The organism is Pseudomonas sp. FW306-02-D09B (genome assembly GCF_058782685.1).
The window spans coordinates 88673-111651 of sequence record NZ_JBYSXY010000009.1; the positions used below are offsets into that span (position 1 = coordinate 88673).

Here is a 22979-nt window from a genome sequence, read left to right on the forward strand (position 1 = left end):
GAGCGCTTCTGTGAATCGCTACCATCGTAGGCACCGTCGTTGCTGGCCTGCAGCCTGTCAAGAGCTGAGCAGATGTTCAATCAAAAGCTGAAAATCAGGATCAATCCTACATCCGTCCGGTGATTTTCTTGCGTCGTCGGGGCGGGTTTAGGCTGTTAGAATCGCCAGTCGTTTTTTCAGGAGTTTGCCCCCGTGATCACTTCCCGCCTGCGCACCTTGCGCGACCACATTCGTTGGGCTGTCAGCCGTTTTCATGGGGAGGATCTGTTTTTCGGCCATGGGACCGACAACGCCTGGGACGAAGCCCGTCAACTGGTGTTGGGGGCGTTGCACCTGCCGTGGGAAATCGCCGATAGCTACCTGGACTGCCGTCTTGAAGACGACGAACTGGTCAACCTGCAGCGCTTGCTCAAGCGTCGAATCGAGGAGCGCATCCCGACGGCTTACCTGTTGGGCGAAGCCTGGTTCTGCGGGATGTCGTTCATCGTTGACGAGCGTGTATTGATTCCGCGCTCACCGATTGGCGAACTGATCGAAAAACGGTTTGCGCCGTGGCTGGGCAGCGAGCCTGCACGGATTCTTGACCTGTGCACCGGTTCCGGTTGCATCGGCATTGCCTGCGCCTACGAGTTCCCGAACGCTGAAGTGGTGTTGGCGGACCTGTCCTTCGAAGCGCTGGAAGTGGCCAATCAGAACATTGAGCGCCATGGCGTCGATGAGCGCGTGTACACCGTTCAGGGCGATGGCTTCGACGGTTTGCCAGGGCAGCGTTTCGACTTGATCGTGTCCAACCCGCCTTACGTTGACGCCGAAGATTTTGCCGACATGCCGGATGAATACCAGCACGAACCCGAACTGGGTCTGGCCTGTGGCGACGATGGTTTGAACCTGGTGCGGCGCATGCTCGCCGAAGCGGCGGATCACCTGACCGAGAAGGGCTTGCTGATCGTTGAAGTCGGCAACAGCCAGGTGCACGTCGAGGCGTTGTACCCGGAAGTCGATTTCGCCTGGCTGGAGTTCGAGCGCGGCGGTCACGGTGTGTTCATGCTCAGCGCCGAGCAATGCCGTCAGCATCAGGCGTTGTTCGCTTCACGCGTCTAAACGCGGTCAATGTGGCGAGGGGGCTTGCCCCCGTTGGGTCGCGTAGCGGCCCTAACATTGGCAACTGCAGTTTGTCAGTCAAGATTTGGTTGAATCGTTTCACGACTGCTTCGCAGCCGAACGGGGGCAAGCCCCCTCGCCACAAGAATCTCATCGGCCGCAGGTTTTTAGCGGTGCGTAGCAATCCAGATCAGCAGTCCCGCCTGGAACACCGAAAACGCCACCAGACAGGTGATGGTGAAACGTAGCCCGGTGTCCTCGCGTTTGTATTTGCTGACTTTCTCTTCCTGCTTTTGCAGTTTGACTTCCTGCTCCGCCAGATTCTGCTCGGCTTGCTGCAGCATCTGCGCGGCTTCGAGGATTTCCACGAATTGCAGTTTTTCGGAGTTCCAGTCGCCGAGCAGATCGCCGACCTTTACCTCTTTGACGCTGCCCTTCAAATGCTGGGCGTCGGCGTAGACCACGTCAAAGCCATGCACTCGCAGGAAGTGGTCGCGGCGCAGGCGGGTGTCTTCGTTGAGGGCGTCCTTGTTGTTCAGGTCAGCACCGTCGACGGTGTAGCTCGACCACTTTTTCTTCGCCCACGTAATGCCTTGAGCGGCCAGAAAACGGCCAATGCCACGGTTCAGCGGTTCAATCTGCAGACCGCTGTCGGGACCGAAGTGCACGCGACGGTTCTCATGATCGACCCAGACGTCCAGGTGGTTCTGTTCTTTGCGCACCCGTTGACCGGGCAGTGAAATGCTCATGCGCAGCAGGCTGCGTTCTTTGCTGTTGCGCTCGGCATAACCGAACTCGACAAAGCGCAATGGCCGCCCACCGGTCGCTCGATCGGTTTTCAGCGGCGCCAGGCGAAGCATCTTGTGGTGCTCGGCCTGGACGTCCGACCACGGCAGGTCGACCACTTCAGTGGCGGTGGTTTGCGGCGCAGTGTCGGGTGAATTCTGGGTATCAGTCATAACGGCGAGATCCTGTCCAAGCCCTGCTTGGCGGCAGCCAATGGGCTGCCGACACACAGGCTTATCGGCCGTTTTTTCCAGGACTGGAGGGTAATACCGGCTTAACTGGCGCGAAGTCCGTCAATAAAGCTCAGGATGCTCGAGCCGAGTTCGACAGCGAGGGGCAGTTGCGGGTCTTTGTAGGAGGCCAATTGACGCTTGATGTCGTTGGGCACGATACGCATCACGTGGTTCATGCCTTCGATCAGCGCCAGTTGGGCATCCGGTTTCGCTGCTTTGAGCATCTGTGCGTCACCGACACCGACCTGCATGTCGTTGCTGCCCTGGATGATCAGTGCCGGCATTTTCAACTTGGCGAAAGCCGCTGCCGGGTCTTGGCGAAACAGGCTGATCAAGTACGGTTGCACGCTGGGACGGAAGATCACCTGCAACGGCGTCGGAACATGTTCATCGACATGTCCGGCCTTGAGGCTGTCCAGCAGCTCATTGCTGCGCAGCAGCAGATCGGGAGGCATTCGATTGCTCAATTGTTGACGCAAGACCTGATCTACCGGACGGGCGCTACCGGACACGGAGATCACTGCGGCGGCATCGACTTGCGGAGCGGCGAGTGTGGCCACCAGAGCACCTTCACTGTGCCCGAGCAGAATCAATGGCCCCATACGCGGGTCGGACTTGAGTTTCTGGCCCCAGGCCACGGCATCGGCAACGTAGGCCTCAAGGGTCAGATTGCGTTCATCCGGGGTTGCCGCGAGGCTGGCCGCCACGCCGCGCTTGTCGTAACGCACGCTGGCGATGTTGTGTTTGGCCAATACCCAGGCCAGGCGCTTGAGGCTGTCGTTGTTGCCGCCTTCCGGGTTATTGCCGTTACGATCAGTCGGGCCCGAGCCGGAAATGATCAGCACAACCGGCACCGGGCTGTCGGACTTTGGCAGCAACATCGAGCCGAAAAGCTCACCGCTGCCGGTATCCAGACTGATTGGCCGTTGCAGTACAACAGAGGCCTGGGCTGCATTGGAAAGCAGGCCAGTAAACAGGGTAAGGCTCAAGGCAATAACTCGCAGCATCATCACGCCATCATTCAGAAGGTGTCGGTTGGACTTGCAGGCACCGATAAGGTTCGAGGATGAACTAGTTGGATAGCCTGCGTATACTCGCCGACATTACATTTTCAGGTTGAGTCACTCAGCGAATTCACGGAGCGCCCTGCATGTCCGGCAATACCTACGGCAAGCTGTTCACTGTCACCACCGCGGGCGAAAGCCATGGTCCGGCGTTGGTCGCCATTGTCGACGGCTGCCCGCCGGGCCTTGAGCTGTCTCTGGAAGACTTGCAGCGTGATCTGGATCGCCGCAAGCCCGGCACCAGCCGCCACACCACCCAGCGTCAGGAAGCCGACGAAGTCGAAATCCTCTCTGGCGTGTTCGAGGGCCGCACCACCGGTTGCGCGATTGGCCTGCTGATCCGCAATACCGACCAGAAATCCAAGGACTACTCGGCGATCAAGGACCTGTTCCGCCCGGCCCACGCTGACTACACCTATCACCACAAATATGGCGAGCGCGATTACCGTGGCGGTGGTCGCAGCTCGGCGCGGGAAACCGCCATGCGTGTGGCTGCGGGGGCGATTGCGAAAAAATACCTGGCGACCCAGGGCATCGTCATTCGCGGCTACATGAGCCAGCTCGGGCCTATCGAAATCCCGTTCAAGACCTGGGACTCGGTCGAGCAAAACGCCTTCTTCAGCCCCGACCCGGACAAAGTGCCAGAGCTTGAGGCCTACATGGATCAATTGCGCCGCGACCAGGATTCGGTCGGCGCGAAGATCACCGTAGTCGCCGAAGGCGTGAAGCCTGGGCTCGGCGAACCGATCTTCGACCGTCTCGACGCCGAACTGGCCCATGCGCTGATGAGCATCAACGCGGTGAAAGGCGTGGAAATCGGTGCCGGTTTCGCCAGTGTCGCCCAGCGTGGCACCGAGCACCGTGACGAAATGACCCCCGAAGGTTTCCTCAGCAACAACGCGGGTGGGATTCTGGGCGGCATCTCTTCGGGGCAACCGATCGTTGCGCACCTGGCACTCAAGCCAACGTCGAGCATCACCACGCCGGGCCGTTCGATCGATATCCACGGCAACCCGGTGGACGTCGTTACCAAGGGCCGTCATGACCCGTGCGTCGGCATCCGCGCTACGCCGATTGCCGAAGCGATGATGGCCATCGTGTTGATGGACCACCTGCTGCGCAATCGCGGGCAAAACGCCGATGTGCGCGTCAGCACTCCGGTGCTGGGCCAGCTGTGAAGCCATGCCCTGACGTCGCCGCGGTCTGACGGCCGTGGCGGCGCTTCCATACTGGCGGTTGTCCAGCTTCTATCTGTTCTATTTCGCCTTGCTCGGTTCGACCGCGCCGTTCCTGGCGCTGTACTTCGATCACCTGGGGTTTTCCAGTGCGCGCATTGGCGAACTGGTGGCGATTCCGATGCTGATGCGCTGCGTCGCTCCGAATATCTGGGGCTGGCTCGGTGACTACACCGGCCGGCGCCTGGCCATCGTGCGCTTCGGCGCGATCTGTACGCTGCTGACCTTTTCGCTGATCTTCGTCAGCAAAAGCTACGCCTGGCTGGCGATGGTCATGGCGTTGCATGCGTTCTTCTGGCACGCGGTATTGCCGCAGTTCGAGGTCATCACCCTCGCGCATTTGCAGGGCCAGACTTCGCGCTACAGCCAGATCCGCTTGTGGGGATCGATCGGTTTCATCATCACCGTGGTTGCGTTGGGGCGGCTGTTTGAATGGTTGAGCCTGGACATCTACCCGGTGACGCTGGTGGTGATCATGGGCGGGATAATCATCAGCAGCCTCTGGGTGCCGAACGCCCAGCCGGCGCAAGGCAATCGGCTGGCGGGCGAGGGCTTTCTCAAGCAACTGCGCAGCCCCGGCGTGTTGGCATTTTATGGCTGCGTGGCACTGATGCAGATGAGCCATGGGCCGTATTACACTTTTCTGACCCTGCACCTTGAACACCTCGGTTACAGCCGCGGCGTGATCGGTATGCTCTGGGCGTTGGGAGTGGTCGCCGAAGTCCTGATGTTTTTGTTCATGAGCAAGATCCTTGGGCGCTTCTCGGTACGCCGGGTGTTGATGGCGAGTTTCCTGCTGGCGGCGTTACGCTGGCTGCTGCTCGGCTCGTTCGCCGAATTCCTGTGGGTGCTGCTGTTTGCGCAGATTCTGCACGCGGCGACCTTCGGCAGTTTTCACGCTGCGGCCATCCATTTCGTGCAACGTAGCTTCGGTGCACGCCAGCAAGGGCAGGGCCAGGCGTTGTACGCGGCACTGGCCGGCACCGGCGGAGCGTTGGGCGCGTTGTATTCCGGTTACAGCTGGAATGCCCTGGGCGCTACATTGACCTTTAGTATTGCCAGCCTCGCAGCGTTCGCTGCAGCCGTTATCATTGCCACACGTATGCAAGAGGACAGGCCATGAGCCTTACCCGTGAACAGCTCGCCCAGCAAATCATCGACGCCGGGCGTTTTTTGTATGGCCGAGGCTGGTCGCCCGCCACCAGCAGCAACTATTCGACGCGACTGTCGGCCACTGAAGCCCTGTTGACCGTTTCCGGTAAACACAAAGGGCAGTTGGGGATGGATGACGTGCTGGCCACGGATATGTCGGGCAGCAGCCTGGAACCGGGCAAAAAGCCGTCTGCCGAAACCCTGCTGCACACCCAGTTATATAATTGGCGTGCCGACATCGGTGCGGTGCTGCACACCCATTCGGTCAATGCCACGGTGTTGTCGCGGCTGCTGCAGGGGCCGGTCATTACGTTTGAAGACTACGAACTGCAAAAAGCCTTCAGCGGGATCTCGACTCATGAGTCCAGGGTGCGGGTGCCGATCTTCGACAACGATCAGGACATCGAGCGCCTGGCGTCCAAAGTCCAGCCATGGCTCGACGACCATCCCGACTGTGTCGGTTACCTGATTCGCGGTCATGGCCTCTACACCTGGGGCCCGAAGATGAGCGATGCGTTGCGGCAGATCGAAGCGTTTGAGTTCCTGTTTGAATGCGAGCTGAAAATGCGCGCGTTGATTAACCGTTAAGGCCTACTTCACCTGAAGTCGCCAACCGCCTGATGAAACGCGTTGCCTGACCGGCCGGTAAAAGCCGGACGGCAGCGCCGCTAACGAGGAATTGCCAGCATGAGCAGCCTGTCCGTTTACCACGTTTCAAGCCCGGACCTGCCGAACAAGGTCCTGACCCACTTCGACGATATCGCCTCGACCCTGGCCGAAAAAGGCGTGCGCTTCGACCGTTGGCAAGCCGCGGCGAAGATCCAGCCGGGCGCCAGCCAGGAAGAAGTGATTGCCGCTTATCAGGTGCAGATCGATCAATTGATGACCGAGCGCGGTTACATCACCGTCGATGTGGTCAGCCTCAACAGCGATCACCCGCAAAAAGCCGAATTGCGCGCCAAGTTTCTGGAAGAGCATCGCCATGGCGAAGACGAAGTACGATTTTTCGTCGCGGGCCGTGGCCTGTTTACTTTGCACATCGACGACTATGTGTACGCCGTGCTCTGCGAGAAAAACGACCTGATTTCGGTGCCCGCCGGTACTGCACACTGGTTCGACATGGGCGAGCACCCGCACTTCGTGGCGATTCGGCTGTTCAACAACCCCGAAGGCTGGGTGGCCAACTTCACCGGCGATGACATCGCCAGCCGCTTCCCGCGTCTCGAGGACTGATGGCATGACGATCAAAGCCATTCTCACCGACATCGAAGGCACCACCAGCGCGGTGAGTTTTGTGTTCGACGTGCTGTTTCCCTACGCCGCCAAACATTTGCCGGATTTTGTCCGGCAACAGGCGCAACGGGCCGACGTAGCCCGGCAGATCGACGCCGTTCGCCAGGACAGCGCCGAGCCTGGCGCTGACGTTGAACGGGTGATTGAAATCCTGCTGGGCTGGATTGCCGAAGACCGCAAGGCCACGCCACTCAAGGCCTTGCAAGGGATGGTCTGGGAGCAGGGATATCAGGCCGGACAGTTGAAGGGGCATGTTTATCCGGACGCGGTCGATGCGTTGAAACGCTGGCATCAGGCCGGTTATCAATTGTTTGTTTACTCGTCCGGTTCGATCCAGGCCCAGAAGCTGATCTTCGGTTGCTCCGAGGCCGGTGATTTGACGCCGCTGTTCAGTGGCTACTTCGACACCACTTCGGGACCCAAGCGTGAGGCGCAGTCCTATCAGCGCATTACTCAAGCCATTGGCTGCGAGTCTGCGCAGATCCTGTTTCTCTCCGACATCGTTCAAGAACTGGATGCCGCCCGTGAAGCCGGCATGGCCACCTGCGGACTGGTACGCGAAGGCGGTGAGCTCGCCGGGCATCTGAACGTCAGCAGCTTTTCACAGATCGATCCCGCCACGTTCTGAGTGGCTACGGTTGACTGCGGCCCACGCGGTCAGCCGACTTTCCATCACGGACTAACATCATGGTCAACGCACGTCTGTAGGACGTGTAGGAAGTTGCCTGTTGATAAGTCGGCCATGCCTGTTTGTGGTTTTCCTTACTTGTTTAATCTTGTCCCTGTGTAACTCTGCGGCCCTTAAGTTTGTTCGCTTACCCAGGCACTTTTCGCGCTTGGCAATGGTGCGGACTCCTGGTGAGAGGGCTAAGGATGAAAACACCAAAGCGACAGCGTCCGGATCCGGCAGGCAAACCGCTGAGCGAAAAGGAACTGGAGATTCTGTATTGGGCCAAGGCCGGCAAAACGGTGTGGGAAATCAGCGTGATTCGGGACATTTCCGAGGCGACGGTGAAGTTTCACCTGAGCAACATCTACTCCAAGCTCGAAGTCACCAACCGTGCTCAAGCAGTCGGCGAGGCGGTTAATCGTGGCTTGTTGAGCTGAGCTAAAAACGCACTCAGGCCGCGCAGCGCAAGGCTTGCACGACCTGAAAGGTGTGAATGGTTGGTGCTTATCTCGAGTGATAGGTCGGCAAGGCGAAACGCTGCTGGCTTTGCAGCATCGAAATCTGCGGCAGTTCGCTGGCCTGTTCGGCCAAGTCACGGCGAATGGCACTGATTACCCAGGACAGTTGATCGCCGGCGTGCAATTGAGCGTAGGAAATCGAGCGTTTGAACACTCGGCCATCGCTGCTATTGAGCGTCAGCAGAATACCGCCGTCTGGGCGTGCTTGCGTGGTGACGTCGAAGTTGGAGAACAGGGACGAAAATTTTTCCTGGATCAGGCTCATGTCGATCAGCTCCGTTTGCACTTGAATGGCAAGCATGGAGTGATAGGTGCACTGATTGTGCCAGTATGAGTGTTTATAAAAGTCTTTATAAATCAATGGCATGGAAAAGCGTGTGTTTTTCGACATCGTGCATTCTGCATGAATGGCCATCGTGCATCCTGCATTTTGCGTGCTTGCCGCAGTAGCGACCCGGATACAAAACATTTCAAAAACCGCGTGTACAGCGACACAAGTGCGGGCGTACTTTTTGGCTTGAATCAACGCGTCCACGCTTTTTTTTATCTCTAACGATAGGTTTTCTGCTGTCTCTCATTACAAGGATGAAGTTGCCTGAACACCTGCGACCAAATGTTCACCCGACAATAACAAAACAGGCCTGACATCAAGGGCCGAACGGGAGCAACCATGAGTCTCGCGTCAAACGACATGATCACCTGGGGCATGATGCTCCGTAAGTTGCCGTCCATTGCCAAGGCCTTGCCACGGGTGGTCAAGGGGCTCAAAGTCGCCAATGTCAAACAGCCGGATCAACCCTGCGGCCTCGGTTGGAGCTTCGAGCAAGCGACGCAGCGTAATCCCAATGGCCCGGCGCTGCTGCAAGGTGAGGTCAGACTGAGTTATGCACAGGTCAATCAGTGGGCCAACCGCATTGCTCACTATCTGATAGCCCAGGGCATTGGCAAAGGTGATGTGGTCGCAATCTTCATCGAAAACCGTCCGGAACTGCTGGTCACCGTGTTGGCGGTGGCCAAGGTTGGCGCGATCAGCGCGATGCTCAATACCTCGCAAACCCGACAGGCGCTGGTGCACAGCGTGAATCTGGTGGCTCCGGCGGCAATCGTGGTGGGCGAGGAGTTGGTCGGGGTTTATTCGGCGATCCGCGAGCAGGTTGCAATCGATACCGCGAGAACCTGGTGGGTGGCCGATCAGGACACCTCCCGTGATCCCGGCTCGGTGCCCGCAGGCTTCATCAACCTGATGCTTGTCAGTACAGATTGCCCAAGCGACAACCCGCTCAGCAGTCAGCAGGTATACCTCAACGACCCTTGCTTCTATATCTACACCTCCGGCACGACCGGGTTGCCCAAGGCCGGAGTGTTCAAGCATGGCCGCTGGATGAAGACCTCCGCCAGTTTCGGGTTGATCGCGTTGGATATGACCCCCGACGATGTGATCTATTGCACCTTGCCGCTGTACCACGCCACGGGGTTGTGCGTGTGCTGGGGCTCGGCGATTTGCGGGGCGTCGGGCTTTGCCATTCGGCGCAAGTTCAGCGCCAGCCAGTTCTGGAACGACGCGCGCAAATACCAGGCGACCACCATCGGCTACGTCGGCGAGTTGTGCCGTTACCTGATCGATCAGCCGCCGAGCGCCGCCGACCGTGATAACGCGGTGCTGAAGATGATCGGCAACGGGCTGCGCCCCGGTGTCTGGAGCGAGTTCAAGCGGCGCTTCGGGGTCAATCACATTTGCGAGTTGTACGCCGCCAGCGACGGCAATATCGGTTTCAGCAACATCCTCAACTTCGACAACACCATCGGCTTCTCACTGATGTCCTGGGCGTTGGTCGAGTACACCCACGACAGCTGCACGCCAATCCGCAACAGCAAGGGTTTCATGCAGAAAGTCGGTAAAGGACGGCAAGGCCTGTTGCTGGCAAAGATTGATGACAAGGCGCCGTTGGACGGCTACACCGACCCGCAGAAGACCGAAAAAGTTGTGCTCCACGATGTCTTCGAGAAGGGCGATCGCTACTTCAATACGGGTGACTTGCTGCGCAGCATCGGTTTTGGTCATGCACAGTTTGTCGACCGCCTCGGCGATACCTACCGCTGGAAGGGCGAGAACGTGTCGACCACCGAGGTCGAGAACATCCTCTTGAAACACTCCCACATCGCCGAGGCGGTGGCCTATGGCGTCGAGATCAACAACACCAACGGCCGCGCCGGCATGGCTGCGATTACCCCGGCTGAGTCCCTGGCGACCCTGGACTTCAGCGAGTTGCTGAGCTTCGCCCGCCAACACCTGCCGGCCTATGCGGTGCCGTTGTTTTTGCGGGTGAAAGTGAAAATGGAGACCACCGGGACCTTCAAGTACCAGAAGACCCGCCTCAAGGATGAAGCCTTCGATCCGCGCAAAACCGGCGAAGATCCAATCTACGCCTGGCTGCCGGGCTCGGACACTTATGTGCAGGTCACCGAACAGGTACTGGCGGATATCCACGCTGGCAAGTTCCGTTATTGATTCTGGCTATGGCCGGACGAGAGAAAAAAGGAGTGACAGGTGTCAGGCCGCTTAAGGAAACTAGCGGCTTTGCGATTGACCGAATGTGGAGTCCCCAATGACAGACAAATCCCGCCAGATGACCCCGGAAGAAGCCGCGGAGTTTGCCGAGCAGGTGTTCAATAAGGCACGTGATGGTGACGCGGCGATGCTCGCCGCACTGCTGAGCAAAGGCCTGCCGCCGAACCTGCGTAACCACAAGGGCGACACCTTGCTGATGTTGGCCGCCTATCACGGCCACGTCGATGCAGTGAAAGTGCTGCTTGAGCACAAGGCCGATCCAGAGATTCGCAACGAAAATGGCCAAAGCCCGATTGCCGGCGCGGCGTTCAAAGGCGATCTGGCAGTGGTGACCGCCCTGGTTGAGGGTGGCGCCGAGGTTGAAGGTTCGTCCTTTGACGGCCGCACCGCGTTGATGATGGCCGCGATGTTCAATCGCAGCGCAATCGTCGACTACCTGATCAGCAAAGGTGCTGATCCCAAGGCCAAGGACGCCAACGGCATCAACGCCCTGGACGCGGCCAGGACCATGGGCGCGGCAGATACCACGGCGCAGTTGCAGACGCTGCTTGGCTGATCCCGAACCCTGTGGCGAGGGAGCTTGCTCCCGCTGGGGCGCGAAGCGGCCCTGAATCCTGAACCCCGGTTGTATCTGATACTCCGAGTGTTTCTGATTACGACTGCTTCGCCCGAGCGCGGACCGGCCGGCGGGAGCAAGCTCCCTCGCCACAGGTTCGCGCTTGACCTCGGGCTCGGTATCCATTCGCGAATGCGCTATCCTTCGCGCCCTCAAAACTCCCTCGCTACAGGATCTGCCCATGAAAGCCGCACTCATCGAACTCATCAGCAAAATCAGCTCGGGCTGCATGAGCGAGGCGGAAATTGTGCAGATCGCCGATGAAGCCGCCCAGGCCTATGCCGATCCCGAGGCGTTTCTGGCGGCCAACCCGGACATCAACTACGACGACACTTTCCCGATCCCGCTGGGTGAATGGGTGGTAGTCGGCAGCCTGCCGGAAACCGTGCTGTTCCAGGCCGACACCTACATGGACCTGTTTGAGCAGATCGTTGCGTCTTTCGGCCCGGGCGTGGCGTTCAACATCAAGCCCAAGCAACTGGCCAAGACCGACGCGTTGACTGCACTCAACCGCATCCAGATCCAGATGGGCAGCATGAACCCGGAAAACGGCGGCTACACGCTGATGAACTTCAGCCAACTGCTCGATGACGAGATTCAGGTCGTGCTGGTCTATGGCAACGATGTCCCACGGGTGCTGGAGTTGTGTGCGCACATCGGGATTGCCGCGGCGCCGTCGCTGGAAGCGCTGAAAGTGGCGATCCACGTTTAAAACCAATGCCGGGTAAAACGCAATAAAAGCCGAGCCTTTTTCAGGCCAGGCAATTCTAAGGGGAAGTCTTTCTCCCTGGAGCGACACTATGGTTTCCACATTTAATAGCCTGGTTGGCCTGATCATCCTCGCGCTGGAAATCTGGGCGATTATCAACGTGCTTAAAAGCAGCGCAGAAACCGGGATGAAAGTCATCTGGGTGCTGCTGATTCTCCTGCTCCCGGTGCAGGGTCTGATCATTTGGGCCATTGCGGGCCCCCGGGGCAACGTGCGGTTCTGACAGGTGAGCGTCATTTCTTTGTGGGAACGCCGAACCTGTGGGAGCGGGCTTGCTCGCGAAGCAGGCGCCGCGGTCGGCCAGTTAGACCGCGTTATCGTTCTTCGCGAGCAAGCCCGCTCCCACATTCGGTCTCCTGAGCTTTCAGAATGTTTTCTGTTCGACGAAGGTTCGACCTGTCATGTTCGGCGACGTAGAATGCGCGCCTTTCCTTGGTCAATCGCCTGCCCGGCGCCTGCGATTGTCCATCATGGGCGGGTGACCGTCCGTTGCCACCAGCATTCACCGGGGGACTTCCCATGAGCACCACCAACACCTGCGAGTACCTGGAAACCCTCTACGAAGGCTACGGCCAGCGTTTTCGCATGGAAAAACTGCTGCACGAAGTGCGCACCGAGCACCAGCACCTGGTGATTTTCGAGAACCCGCGCATGGGCCGGGTCATGGCGCTCGACGGTGTGATCCAGACCACCGAAGCCGACGAGTTCATCTACCACGAGATGCTCACTCACGTGCCGATCCTGGCTCACGGCTCCGCCAAGCGCGTATTGATCATCGGCGGTGGCGACGGCGGCATGCTGCGTGAAGTGGCCAAGCACCGCAGTGTCGAACACATCACCATGGTCGAAATCGACGGCACCGTGGTCGACATGTGCAAGGAATTCCTGCCGAATCACTCCAAAGGTGCGTTCGATGATCCACGCCTGAACCTGGTGATCGACGATGGCATGCGTTTCGTCGCCACCACCCAGGAAAAATTCGACGTGATCATCTCTGACTCCACCGATCCGATCGGTCCGGGTGAAGTGCTGTTCTCGGAGAACTTCTATCAGGCCTGTCGCCGTTGCCTGAACGAAGGCGGTATTCTGGTGACCCAGAACGGCACGCCGTTCATGCAGATCGAAGAAGTGAAAACCACCGCCGGGCGCTTGCGCAGTCTGTTCCCGGACTGGCACTTCTATCAGGCTGCGGTGCCGACCTATATCGGCGGTGCCATGACGTTTGCCTGGGGCGCGACCAACACGGCGTACCGCAAGCTGTCGCGCGAAACCCTGAGTCAGCGTTTTGCCGGCAGCGGCATCATCACCCGCTACTACAATCCGGAAATCCATATTGGCGCATTCGCTCTTCCGCAGTACGTGCTGCAAGCGGTGAACAAGCCGAGTAATGATTAAGCCGGGCTGACCGAAAAGGGCCGAGAGGCCCTTTTTGTGTTTCCAGATATACGTTGCACGAAATTTTCACAAACACTCCAAGACAATTCACCCACGCCGATTTAACGCTCAATCCCCTGTGACTCTTGTTCCAGAGCCCTGGAAGCCAGGATTTGGGGGAGTGTTTGCCAGTAATGAATGGTAATGCCGTGAGTGATCGTGCAACATTTGCGCATCGCGCACGCTCCCGGTCACTTCCTGCAAGTAATCGCAAGGAGAGGGCAGGGCGCCGCAACATCTTTGAAATTTCAACTTCCAATGAGTCCTATAAACGACATGGCTAACCCGGACGCCCTGAGTCAGCAGCGAGCTTCGAATCGCTTGCTGCAACCGACCGTCAAATCGCATCTGGCGTACACACTGCTCTGTGCCGTGGTCATGATGGCAATGCTCTCCCTGCTGCGCGTTGCGCTGCTGGTGTACAACCGGGAGATGATCCTCGACACACCCGCCTCGACCTTCCTTGAAGCGTTCGCCAACGGCTTGCGTTTCGACCTGCGTCTGGTGGTCTACCTCAGCATTCCACTATTGCTGTCCCTGTTCAGTGTCCGGGCGATGGCAGCCCGCGGTCTGTTCCGGTTCTGGCTGACCATCGCCTCGAGCATCGCGCTGTTCCTCGGCCTGATGGAAATGGACTTCTACCGTGAGTTCCACCAGCGCCTCAACGGCCTGGTCTTCCAGTATGTGAAGGAAGACCCGAAAACCGTCATGAGCATGCTCTGGTATGGCTTCCCGGTCGTCCGTTATCTGTTGGCCTGGGCCGTTGGCACCTGGTTGCTGAGCCTGGCGTTCAAGGGCGCCGACCGTGCAACCCGCCCACGCGGCCCGTTCAGCGGTGGCGCCATCAGCACCCGTCAGGTAGCCCCGTGGTACGCGCGCATCGCGGTGTTCGTGGTTTGCCTGCTGATCTGTGTCGTGGCTGCCCGTGGCACGCTGCGTCAGGGGCCACCGCTGCGTTGGGGTGACGTTTACACCACCGACTCGAACTTCGCCAACCAGCTGGGCCTGAACGGCACGTTGCAATTGGTTGCTGCTGCAAAGAGCCGCATGTCCGAAGAGCGCGACAACATCTGGAAGCCGACGATGGAGCAGTCTGCAGCCCAGAAAATTGTCCGCGATATGCTGGTGATGCCGGACGACAAGCTGGTTGACGCCGATATCGCTGCGGTACGCCGCGATTACACGCCACCGGCCGACAAGACGCTGCCGATCAAGAACGTCGTTGTGATCCTGATGGAAAGCATGGCCGGTCACTCGGTCGGTGCCCTGGGCGCGCCGGGCAACATTACGCCCAACCTCGATAAATTGTCGAAAGAAGGCCTGTTGTTCGACCGCTTCTTCTCCAACGGCACTCATACCCACCAGGGTATGTTCGCCACCATGGCCTGCTTCCCGAACCTGCCAGGTTTCGAATACCTGATGCAGACTCCGGAAGGCAGCCACATGCTGTCCGGCCTGCCACAGTTGCTCAGCGCCCGTAACTACGATGATGTGTACGTATATAACGGTGATTTTGCCTGGGACAACCAGTCGGGCTTCTTCAGCAACCAGGGCATGACCAACTTCATCGGGCGTAACGACTACGTCAACCCGGTGTTCTCCGACCCGACGTGGGGCGTGTCCGACCAGGACATGTTCGACCGTGGCCTGCAGGAACTCAAGGCGCGCGAAGGCAAGCCGTTCTACGCGCTGCTGCAAACCCTGTCCAACCACACCCCTTATGCCTTGCCGACGCCATTGCCGGTCGAAAAAGTCACTGATCGTGGCAGCCTGAACGAGCATTTGACGGCCATGCGTTACGCCGACTGGGCGTTGGGGCAGTTCTTTGAAAAGGCCCGTAAAGAGCCGTACTTCAAGGAAACCCTGTTTGTCATCGTGGGCGACCATGGTTTCGGCAACGAGCGTCAAATCACCGAAATGGACCTGGGCCGCTTCAACGTGCCGATGCTGATGATTGCACCGGGCATCCAGGAAAAATTCGGTCAGCGTGACCACACAGTGGGCACTCAGATCGACATCGTGCCGACCATCATGGGCCGCCTCGGTGGCGAAGTGCGTCAACAGTGCTGGGGACGAGACCTGCTCAACCTGCCGCAAGGCGACACCGGTTTCGGCGTGATCAAGCCATCGGGTACTGAACAGACCACGGCCATCGTCACGGCTGACCAGATCCTGATTCTGCCCAAGGAAAAGGAAATGGATCCGAAGATGTACCAGTACCAGCTGGGTGCCAACCCGCATGCCGAAATCATCCCGAATGCACCGCGTACCGCTGAGCTGAAGCTCAAGCTGGAAGCGTTCCTGCAAACCGCGACCAAGAGCTTGCTGGATAACACCGCGGGTGTGACCGAAAGCATGCAGACCAAGTAAAACGTCAATAAAAAAGAGGCCCGCGAGGGCCTTTTTTTTCGTCTGACGAATCTGTCGGCGGGCGGTTGAACCTTGCCGACAACCCGGTCGGCTCGGCGCGTTTCTGTGCCATGCAACCGCTACGGTTTGCCTGGGGTATTCAGCAATCTGATGGTCATGGGTGTAGGAAAATCCTTCGCTACACTGCGAGCATCTTCCCCCGGAACATCAAGGCAACTCCCTATGCAAAATCGCATGATGATCACTGGTGCCGGGTCCGGCCTGGGTCGCGAAATCGCTCTGCGCTGGGCTCGAGAAGGCTGGCAGTTGGCCTTGTCCGATGTCAGCGAGTCAGGCTTGAAAGAAACCCTGAAACAGGTCCGCGAGGCGGGTGGTGACGGTTTCATTCAGCGTTGCGATGTGCGCGACTACAGCCAGTTGACCGCTTTCGCCCAAGCCTGTGAAGAGAAGCTGGGCGGCATCGATGTGATCGTCAACAACGCTGGCGTGGCCTCGGGCGGTTTCTTCAGTGAGCTGTCGCTGGAAGACTGGGATTGGCAGATTGCGATTAACCTGATGGGCGTGGTCAAAGGCTGCAAGGCGTTCCTGCCGCTGCTGGAAAAGAGTAAAGGCAAGATCATCAACATCGCCTCGATGGCTGCGTTGATGCAGGGGCCTGCTATGAGCAACTACAACGTGGCCAAGGCCGGTGTCGTGGCGCTGTCCGAGAGCCTGCTGATTGAACTGGCGCAGCAGGAAATCACCGTGCATGTGGTCTGCCCGTCGTTTTTCCAGACCAACCTGCTGGACTCCTTCCGTGGTCCGACCCCGGCCATGAAAGCCCAGGTCGGCAAGTTGCTGGAAAGCTCGCCGATTACCGCCAGCGATATCGCTGACTACATCTACCAGCATGTTGCCGCAGGCGAGTTCATGATCCTGCCCCATGAGCAGGGCCGTATAGCCTGGGCACTCAAACAGAAGAATCCGCAGTTGCTCTACAACGAGATGACCGTGATGGCCGACAAGATGCGCGCCAAGGCCAGGCAAAGCGCCAGCTGAGCTTGCGAGTATCGGGCTGCGTCGTTAGGGTTGCCGCTTCTGGCCGCCCTGACGAGATGTGTGCATGCTCAATTACCTGTGGTTTTTCCTTGCGGCGCTGTTCGAAATCGCCGGCTGTTTCGCTTTCTGGATGTGGTTGCGGCAGGGCAAAAGCGTCTGGTGGGTCGTTCCGGCGCTGCTCAGCCTGACGCTGTTCGCCATTGTGCTGACCAAAGTCGAATCGACCTACGCGGGCCGTGCTTATGCAGCCTACGGCGGCATTTACATTATTGCGTCCATCGGCTGGCTCGGCGTGGTCGAGCGGATTCGACCGTTGGGCTCGGACTGGCTGGGCGTTGCACTGTGCGTACTAGGCGCGAGCATCATTCTGTTTGGCCCACGCTTCACGACACCTTGAGTCATTGATGTTGCCGTGAAAGGGAAGTCTGTAAGAGGAGTCGCTTTGCCGCGTAGGGGGGGACTGTTTTGCCGTCGTTGCATTGTAGACCCGGCCTCAGCCGGTCATCTTCAAGGCCCGGTAACCTCAAGGACTAGAGCCATGCTCGTACTCAGCCGCGTTGTGGGCGAAATGATCTCCATTGGCGACAACATCTCTGTGCGTATCCTCGCCGTGAACGGAGGCAATGTCCGGTTCGGTATCGAAGCCCCGCAAAACATCAATGTGCATCGTGCCGAAGTCTACGAGCGCATTCAGGCCAAGCAGGTACACGGCAAACGCGGCTGAAGTACTCGAACAAATAGCTGCCCGGCCAAACGGGTGCTCAATCAAACAGGTGCTTGGGCACATCGTGCTTGAGCATCAGTTGGCATTGCTGGCTTTCAGGATCGAACACAATCAGCGCCTGACCTTTGCTCAACGCATGGCGCACCCGCAACACGCGGGTTTCCAGCGGGGTTTCGTCGCCATTGTCGGTACCGTCACGGGTGACGAAGTCTTCGATCAGGCGGGTCAGGGTGTCGACTTCAAGTTGGTCGTGGGGAATCAGCATAGGCACCTCGGATCATCAATCCAGCGATCCTACGGCGCTTCACGCCGCAGGACCAGCCTGTCCGCCTTGATGCCGTCGTCACGAACCGCGAATCAGCTTGCGCAAGGCAAACCGATTCGGATGACAGGCCTCGGCGACGCTTCGCGGCAGGGGCAACGGTTCGTTGTCCAGCCACGCCGCCAGCAATTCGCCGGACAGCGGTGCGGTGATCAATCCGCGTGAACCGTGCCCGCTGTTGATGTACAACCCGTCGAGCCATGGACACGCGATGTCTGGCACCTGTCGAGCGTCTTTGCTCAGTGCGGCGTAGGCCTGGGCGAACGCCTGGCTGTCAGCCAATGGGCCGACGATCGGCAGGTAGTCAGGGCTGGTGCAGCGGAACGCGGCGCGACCTTGTAGCTGTTCCGGGTCCAGCTGTCTGGCGTGCAGACGAGTGACCAGGTCGCTGGATATTTCCTCGAGCAGCTCCAGGTTGCCAAGGTGTTCGGCAGTCGTCGGAGTCAGGTCGTCGCTCTTGAAATCGAAGCTGGCACCCAGAGTGTGTTCACCCAAGCGTGCGGGTGCGACGTAACCTTCAGCGCAGACCACCGTCGCCAGACACCGGCTCTCAGCGGTTTGCGCCAAGCGGGTGATTTGCCCGCGAATGCGTTTGAGCGGCAGCTCGGCACTGTGTGCGAAGCGTTTGATTTCCGCCGCGCCGGCCAGTACCACCACGGGCGCGCTGGCGAGCAGGGTCTCGCCGTCCCAGGCTTGCCACTGATCATCGACCTTGCGCAGTTCCAGTACATCGCGGTGCGTCAGCAGTTGGACATTGGGGAACGATGCTTGCCATTGGCACAGGGCCGGCGGATGAACCCAACCCCCCTCTGGATAGAACAGCCCGCCATGGGCCAGTTCGATTCCGGCCTGGGCTTGCGCGTGCGGCTGGTCCAGCAGGTGCAACAGATCGGCGGGGAAGGCCGCCGCCAGTTGCGCCTGACGCTCGGCTTCCTTGGCATTGAATGCCAGTTGCAGCACGCCGCAATCGTCCCAATCGACGCCACGTTGCAAGTGTTCAAGCAGGCGCCGGGTGTGCCCGAAACCGCTGACGATCAATTGCGAAAGTGCGGTGCCGTGGGCCGAGAGTTTCAGGTACAGCACGCCCTGCGGGTTGCCGGAGGCTTCTTGGGCCAGGTCGGCATGCCGTTCCAGCAGGCTGACCTGCCAACCGCGTGCGGCGAGGCTCGCGGCGCTGGCGCAACCGGCCAGACCGGCGCCGATCACCAGCGCACGACGTTCGCCGCTCATCTGATTCGGGCGAGCAAACCAGGGTTTGGCGGTTGCCGGGGCCGGTGTTTCCTGCGGCCAGCCGACGAACTCACCCCGCAGGATTTCCCATTTGTGGCCGATGCCCGGTGTGCGGCGCATTTTGAAACCCGCCGCATTCAGTAGACGGCGCACCCAGCCGGTGCTGGTGAAGGTGCTGATGGTCGAACCGGGTGCCGACAGACGCGCCAATTCGGCAAACAGTTCGGCGGTCCACATGTCGGGGTTTTTCGCAGGAGCGAAACCGTCGAGAAACCACGCGTCAATCTGCGCGTCCAGCTGTGGCAGTTGTTCCAGCACGTCACCGATCAACAGCGTCAGGGTTACGCGGCCATTGTCCAGCACCAGTCGCTGAAAGCCCTGGTGGATGGCGACGTACTGCGCCAACAACTGATCGGCAAACGGTTTGAGGTCGGGCCAGAGTGTCAGGGCCCGTTGCATATCTGCCGGGCTCAGCGGGTATTTCTCGACGCTGATGAAATGCAGCCGTGCGCCAGCCACAGCCTGTTGCTCGAACAACTGCCAGGCGCAGAGAAAATTCAGCCCGGTACCGAAACCGGTCTCGCCAATCACCAACCTTTCTCCGGCCGGCAGTTCGGCAAAACGTTCGCTCAGGCGGTTTTGCTCGATGAACACGTAACGGGTTTCATCAAGGCCCGACTGGTCGGAGAAATACACGTCGTCAAACACCCGCGAGCGCGGGCGACCTTGGTCGTCCCAGTCGAGCTGGGCATGCGGTACAGGGTTCGGCAGTGTTTCAGGGGTCATGGTCGGCTCAAGCGAGGCTAGGTGGCCATTCTAGCCGATCGCGACACAAGCGATTGATCCATGGCAACGTTCGGGGATGCTGGCTCAGCGAAAGTCCCGGTCGGGTTCGTTTTTTGTGGCGAGGGAGCTTGCTCCCGCTGGACGGCGAAGCCGACCCAAAACCGGCGCGCGCGGTTTATCGGACAGAACGCGTCATCCTGATTCGCGACTGCTTCGCCCGAGCGCGGACCGGCCGGCGGGAGCAAGCGCCCTCGCCACAGGGAATTTCTCTGCTAAGCACCTGCTCAATCCGCTAGTCTTGGACAATCTTGGAAGGGAGTCGCTCATGTTCGAATCTGCTGAAATCGGTCATGTGATTGATAAAGAAACCTACGATGCTGAAGTGCCGGCGTTGCGTGAGGCTTTGCTTGAAGCCCAGTTCGACCTCCAGCAGCAGGCGCGATTTCCGGTGATCGTGCTGATCAACGGGATTGAAGGTGCAGGCAAGGGCGAGACGGTCAAGTTGCTCAATGAGTGGATGGACCCGCGACTGATTGAGGTCCGCACCTTCGATCAGCAAACCGATGAAGAGCTGGCGCGACCACCGGCCTGGCGCTATTGGCGAATGCTCCCGGCCAAGGGGCGAATGGGGGTGTTTTTCGGCAACTGGTACAGCCAGATGCTGCAAGGGCGGGTCCATGGTTTGTTCAAGGATGCGGTGCTGGACCAGGCGATCAACCAGACCGAGCGCCTGGAGAAAATGCTCTGCGATGAAGGCACGGTGATCTTCAAATTCTGGTTTCACCTGTCCAAGCAACAAATGAAAGCGCGTCTCAAGTCCTTGCAGGACGACCCGCTGCACAGCTGGCGCATCAGCCCGCTGGACTGGCAGCAATCGAAAACCTACGACAAGTTCGTGCAGTATGGTGAGCGGGTGATTCGCCGCACCAGCCGCGACTACGCACCCTGGCATGTGATCGAAGGTGTGGATGCCCATTACCGCAGTCTGACCGTGGGCAAGATCCTGCTCGACGGTCTGCAAAATGCCCTCAAGCGCCCCAGGATCAACCCGGACAAAGTCAGCGCTGCGCCGCTGTCGGCCAGTGTCGATCACTTGAGTTTGCTCGGTAGTCTGGACATGAGCCAGCGGCTGGAAAAGGACGATTACGAGGAGCAACTGATTACCGAACAGGCACGGTTATCCGGCCTGATGCGTGACAAACGCATGCGCCGACACGCACTGATCGCGGTATTCGAGGGTAATGACGCCGCGGGCAAGGGCGGGGCGATTCGTCGTGTGGCCGCCGCACTCGACCCGCGCCAGTACAGCATCGTGCCGATTGCCGCGCCGACCGAGGACGAGCGCGCCCAGCCGTATTTGTGGCGTTTCTGGCGCCAGATCCCGGCGCGGGGAAAGTTCACTGTCTTCGACCGTTCCTGGTATGGCCGGGTGCTGGTGGAGCGCGTCGAGGGCTTTTGCAGCCAGGCCGACTGGCTGCGCGCCTATGGCGAAATCAACGACTTCGAAGAGCAGATCAGCGCCTCCGGGGTGATCGTCGTGAAGTTCTGGCTGGCCATCGACAAACAAACCCAGCTGGAGCGTTTTCAGGAGCGCGAAGCCATTCCCTTCAAACGCTTCAAGATCACTGAAGACGACTGGCGTAACCGCGAGAAGTGGGATGACTACCGGACGGCTGTCGGCGATATGGTCGACCGCACCAGCACCGAGGTTTCGCCCTGGACGCTGGTGGAAGCCAACGACAAGCGCTGGGCCCGGGTCAAAGTACTGCGCACCCTCAATCGCGCGCTGGAAGAGGCCTTCGAGAAGTCCGACAAGGACCAGAAGAAGCTGAAGAAGGACAAGAAGTAGCCCGATGGGTTTGCATGCGCGGGGTGAATGATTTTCGCAGTCGGCCGGGAGCTGGCAGGGGCGATGTCGTGGGCACGCGTGGTTAACTGATCAACGGTAAACGTCAACTTCTCGGTACGACCGATACAGTCTCATTTACGGCTTGTCGCCAACTGTCCGTGTGTGATGCCTCGCCGGCAGCCTAGAATGGCTTTTCTCGCCGTCAGCCTTTTGGGGTTTCCATGCACATTTCGTCCGGTCGCTGGGTTTATGGTCTGTTCCTCGCCTTGCTGACCGCGTTTTTGTGGGGAATCCTGCCGATCAAACTCAAGCAGGTGTTGCTGGTGATGGACCCGGTCACGGTGACCTGGTTTCGGCTGATTGTATCCGGCAGCTTGCTGTTCCTTTATCTGGCGGCGACCAAGCGTCTGCCGAGCCGACGGGCGCTCGGGCCTAAAGGTGGCTGGCTGGTGCTGATGGCGGTACTCGGGCTGGTGGGCAATTACGTGTTGTACCTGATGGGCCTGAACCTGTTGAGCCCGGGTACTGCGCAACTGGTCGTGCAGATGGGGCCGATCCTGTTGCTGATCGCCAGCCTGTTTGTGTTCAAGGAGCGTTTCAGCGTGGGGCAGGGGATTGGCCTGCTGGTGCTGTTGTTGGGGTTCGGGTTGTTTTTCAATCAGCGGCTCAGCGAGTTGCTGACATCGTTGAGTGATTACACCGCAGGCGTGTTGCTGGTACTGGCGGCGTCAACCGTCTGGACCTTCTATGCGCTGGGCCAGAAACAATTGCTGACGGCGTGGAATTCGTTGCAGGTGATGATGGTGATCTACCTGTTTTGCGCCTTGTTGCTGACGCCGTGGGTGCATCCATTGGAAGCTTTGCAACTGAGCCCGCTGCAAGGCTGGTTGCTGCTTGGGTGCTGCCTGAACACGCTGATCGCTTACGGCGCTTTTGCCGAAGCGCTGGCCCATTGGGAGGCGTCGAGGGTCAGTGCGACGCTCGCCATCACACCGTTGGTGACCTTCGCGGCCGTGGCGCTGGCCGCCTGGTTATGGCCCGATTATGTACAGGCCGAACAGATCAACAGTCTGGCCTATGGCGGTGCGGTGCTGGTGGTGCTGGGGTCGGCACTGGTCGCGTTGGGGCCATCGCTGATCGCCGGGCTCAAAGCCCGGCGGATGCGGGCCGCGGTCAGCCGGTAACCGCGTTATCGTTCTTCGCGAGCAAGCCCGCTCCCA

Annotated in this window: 23 protein-coding genes; 18 read left to right on the forward strand and 5 right to left on the reverse strand. The window is 59.3% G+C overall.

Features of this window, described 5'->3' with window-relative positions; genetic code table 11:
* Positions 1-192 precede the first annotated feature (192 nt).
* Positions 193-1101 carry a 50S ribosomal protein L3 N(5)-glutamine methyltransferase gene (gene prmB / locus AC3WK5_RS16605; protein ID WP_103315807.1) on the forward strand — a complete coding sequence of 303 codons (909 nt, stop codon included), beginning with the start codon at positions 193-195 and terminating at the stop codon, positions 1099-1101.
* Between the two features lie 167 nt (positions 1102-1268).
* Here prmB and AC3WK5_RS16610 read toward each other — a convergent pair whose 3' ends face one another.
* Both AC3WK5_RS16610 and AC3WK5_RS16615 read right to left on the reverse strand, forming a co-directional pair.
* Entirely contained in the window at positions 1269-2060 is a 792-nt protein-coding gene (locus tag AC3WK5_RS16610) for a hypothetical protein (RefSeq protein WP_103315808.1), read from the reverse strand.
* Positions 2061-2161: 101 nt separating this feature from the next.
* Positions 2162-3175 (reverse strand): alpha/beta hydrolase, encoded by a 1014-nt coding sequence (locus tag AC3WK5_RS16615; RefSeq protein WP_081013690.1) that lies wholly within the window; start codon positions 3173-3175, stop codon positions 2162-2164.
* Between the two features lie 95 nt (positions 3176-3270).
* On the opposite strand from AC3WK5_RS16615, the gene aroC reads away from it, so the two are divergent.
* The 6 genes from aroC (at position 3271) to AC3WK5_RS16645 (ending at position 7971) form a co-directional block, all read left to right on the forward strand.
* Positions 3271-4362, forward strand: coding sequence for a chorismate synthase (gene aroC / locus AC3WK5_RS16620; RefSeq protein WP_019693022.1), 1092 nt, complete (start codon positions 3271-3273; stop codon positions 4360-4362).
* A 34-nt stretch (positions 4363-4396) separates the two neighbouring features.
* On the forward strand, positions 4397-5542 hold the full coding sequence (locus AC3WK5_RS16625; RefSeq protein ID WP_054593493.1) for an MFS transporter: 1146 nt from the start codon (positions 4397-4399) through the stop codon (positions 5540-5542).
* Positions 5539-6159, forward strand: a complete 621-nt coding sequence (locus AC3WK5_RS16630; protein WP_103315809.1) for a methylthioribulose 1-phosphate dehydratase — start codon at positions 5539-5541, stop codon at positions 6157-6159. The genes AC3WK5_RS16625 and AC3WK5_RS16630 overlap by 4 nt, the downstream gene beginning before the upstream one ends.
* Positions 6160-6258: 99 nt before the next feature.
* Positions 6259-6804 carry a 1,2-dihydroxy-3-keto-5-methylthiopentene dioxygenase gene (locus AC3WK5_RS16635; protein ID WP_054593491.1) on the forward strand — a complete coding sequence of 182 codons (546 nt, stop codon included), beginning with the start codon at positions 6259-6261 and terminating at the stop codon, positions 6802-6804.
* A 4-nt stretch (positions 6805-6808) separates the two neighbouring features.
* Positions 6809-7492 carry an acireductone synthase gene (gene mtnC, locus AC3WK5_RS16640; RefSeq protein ID WP_103315810.1) on the forward strand — a complete coding sequence of 228 codons (684 nt, stop codon included), beginning with the start codon at positions 6809-6811 and terminating at the stop codon, positions 7490-7492.
* Positions 7493-7737: 245 nt separating this feature from the next.
* The gene (locus tag AC3WK5_RS16645; RefSeq protein WP_054593490.1) at positions 7738-7971 is read left to right on the forward strand and encodes a response regulator transcription factor; all 234 of its coding nucleotides are present in this window, start codon (positions 7738-7740) and stop codon (positions 7969-7971) included.
* A gap of 67 nt (positions 7972-8038) precedes the next feature.
* Here the strand turns inward: AC3WK5_RS16645 and AC3WK5_RS16650 are convergent, their stop codons facing one another.
* Entirely contained in the window at positions 8039-8317 is a 279-nt protein-coding gene (locus AC3WK5_RS16650; RefSeq protein ID WP_024264778.1) for a DUF3509 domain-containing protein, read from the reverse strand.
* 405 nt (positions 8318-8722) lie between these two features.
* On the opposite strand from AC3WK5_RS16650, the gene AC3WK5_RS16655 reads away from it, so the two are divergent.
* From AC3WK5_RS16655 to csrA, 9 genes are all read left to right on the forward strand, one after another.
* A complete protein-coding gene (locus tag AC3WK5_RS16655) occupies positions 8723-10561 on the forward strand; it encodes a long-chain-acyl-CoA synthetase (RefSeq protein WP_103315811.1) in 1839 nt (612 codons plus the stop codon).
* A gap of 97 nt (positions 10562-10658) precedes the next feature.
* Positions 10659-11177, forward strand: coding sequence for an ankyrin repeat domain-containing protein (locus AC3WK5_RS16660; protein ID WP_103315812.1), 519 nt, complete (start codon positions 10659-10661; stop codon positions 11175-11177).
* A gap of 241 nt (positions 11178-11418) precedes the next feature.
* Entirely contained in the window at positions 11419-11949 is a 531-nt protein-coding gene (locus AC3WK5_RS16665; protein ID WP_103315813.1) for a hypothetical protein, read from the forward strand.
* Positions 11950-12037: 88 nt separating this feature from the next.
* A complete protein-coding gene (locus AC3WK5_RS16670; protein ID WP_103315814.1) occupies positions 12038-12229 on the forward strand; it encodes a PLDc N-terminal domain-containing protein in 192 nt (63 codons plus the stop codon).
* A 296-nt stretch (positions 12230-12525) separates the two neighbouring features.
* The gene (speE, locus tag AC3WK5_RS16675; RefSeq protein WP_054593486.1) at positions 12526-13401 is read left to right on the forward strand and encodes a polyamine aminopropyltransferase; all 876 of its coding nucleotides are present in this window, start codon (positions 12526-12528) and stop codon (positions 13399-13401) included.
* A gap of 315 nt (positions 13402-13716) precedes the next feature.
* Complete coding sequence (locus AC3WK5_RS16680) at positions 13717-15810, forward strand: LTA synthase family protein (RefSeq protein WP_103315815.1); 2094 nt, start codon at positions 13717-13719, stop codon at positions 15808-15810.
* A 222-nt stretch (positions 15811-16032) separates the two neighbouring features.
* Positions 16033-16848 carry an SDR family oxidoreductase gene (locus AC3WK5_RS16685; protein WP_103315816.1) on the forward strand — a complete coding sequence of 272 codons (816 nt, stop codon included), beginning with the start codon at positions 16033-16035 and terminating at the stop codon, positions 16846-16848.
* Between the two features lie 64 nt (positions 16849-16912).
* Positions 16913-17245: a YnfA family protein gene (locus tag AC3WK5_RS16690; protein ID WP_103315817.1), complete on the forward strand. Its 333-nt coding sequence runs from the start codon at positions 16913-16915 to the stop codon at positions 17243-17245.
* A 141-nt stretch (positions 17246-17386) separates the two neighbouring features.
* Positions 17387-17572, forward strand: a complete 186-nt coding sequence (gene csrA / locus AC3WK5_RS16695) for a carbon storage regulator CsrA (protein ID WP_054593482.1) — start codon at positions 17387-17389, stop codon at positions 17570-17572.
* A gap of 37 nt (positions 17573-17609) precedes the next feature.
* Here the strand turns inward: csrA and AC3WK5_RS16700 are convergent, their stop codons facing one another.
* Both AC3WK5_RS16700 and mnmC read right to left on the reverse strand, forming a co-directional pair.
* Entirely contained in the window at positions 17610-17837 is a 228-nt protein-coding gene (locus AC3WK5_RS16700; RefSeq protein WP_019693006.1) for a YheU family protein, read from the reverse strand.
* Positions 17838-17915: 78 nt separating this feature from the next.
* Positions 17916-19910 carry a bifunctional tRNA (5-methylaminomethyl-2-thiouridine)(34)-methyltransferase MnmC2/FAD-dependent 5-carboxymethylaminomethyl-2-thiouridine(34) oxidoreductase MnmC1 gene (gene mnmC, locus AC3WK5_RS16705; RefSeq protein ID WP_371919130.1) on the reverse strand — a complete coding sequence of 665 codons (1995 nt, stop codon included), beginning with the start codon at positions 19908-19910 and terminating at the stop codon, positions 17916-17918.
* A 325-nt stretch (positions 19911-20235) separates the two neighbouring features.
* Here mnmC and pap point away from each other — a divergent pair, with 325 nt between their 5' ends.
* Positions 20236-21759, forward strand: coding sequence for a polyphosphate:AMP phosphotransferase (gene pap / locus AC3WK5_RS16710; RefSeq protein ID WP_103315818.1), 1524 nt, complete (start codon positions 20236-20238; stop codon positions 21757-21759).
* Positions 21760-21980: 221 nt separating this feature from the next.
* Positions 21981-22943 carry a DMT family transporter gene (locus tag AC3WK5_RS16715; protein ID WP_103315819.1) on the forward strand — a complete coding sequence of 321 codons (963 nt, stop codon included), beginning with the start codon at positions 21981-21983 and terminating at the stop codon, positions 22941-22943.
* Positions 22944-22979 lie beyond the last annotated feature (36 nt).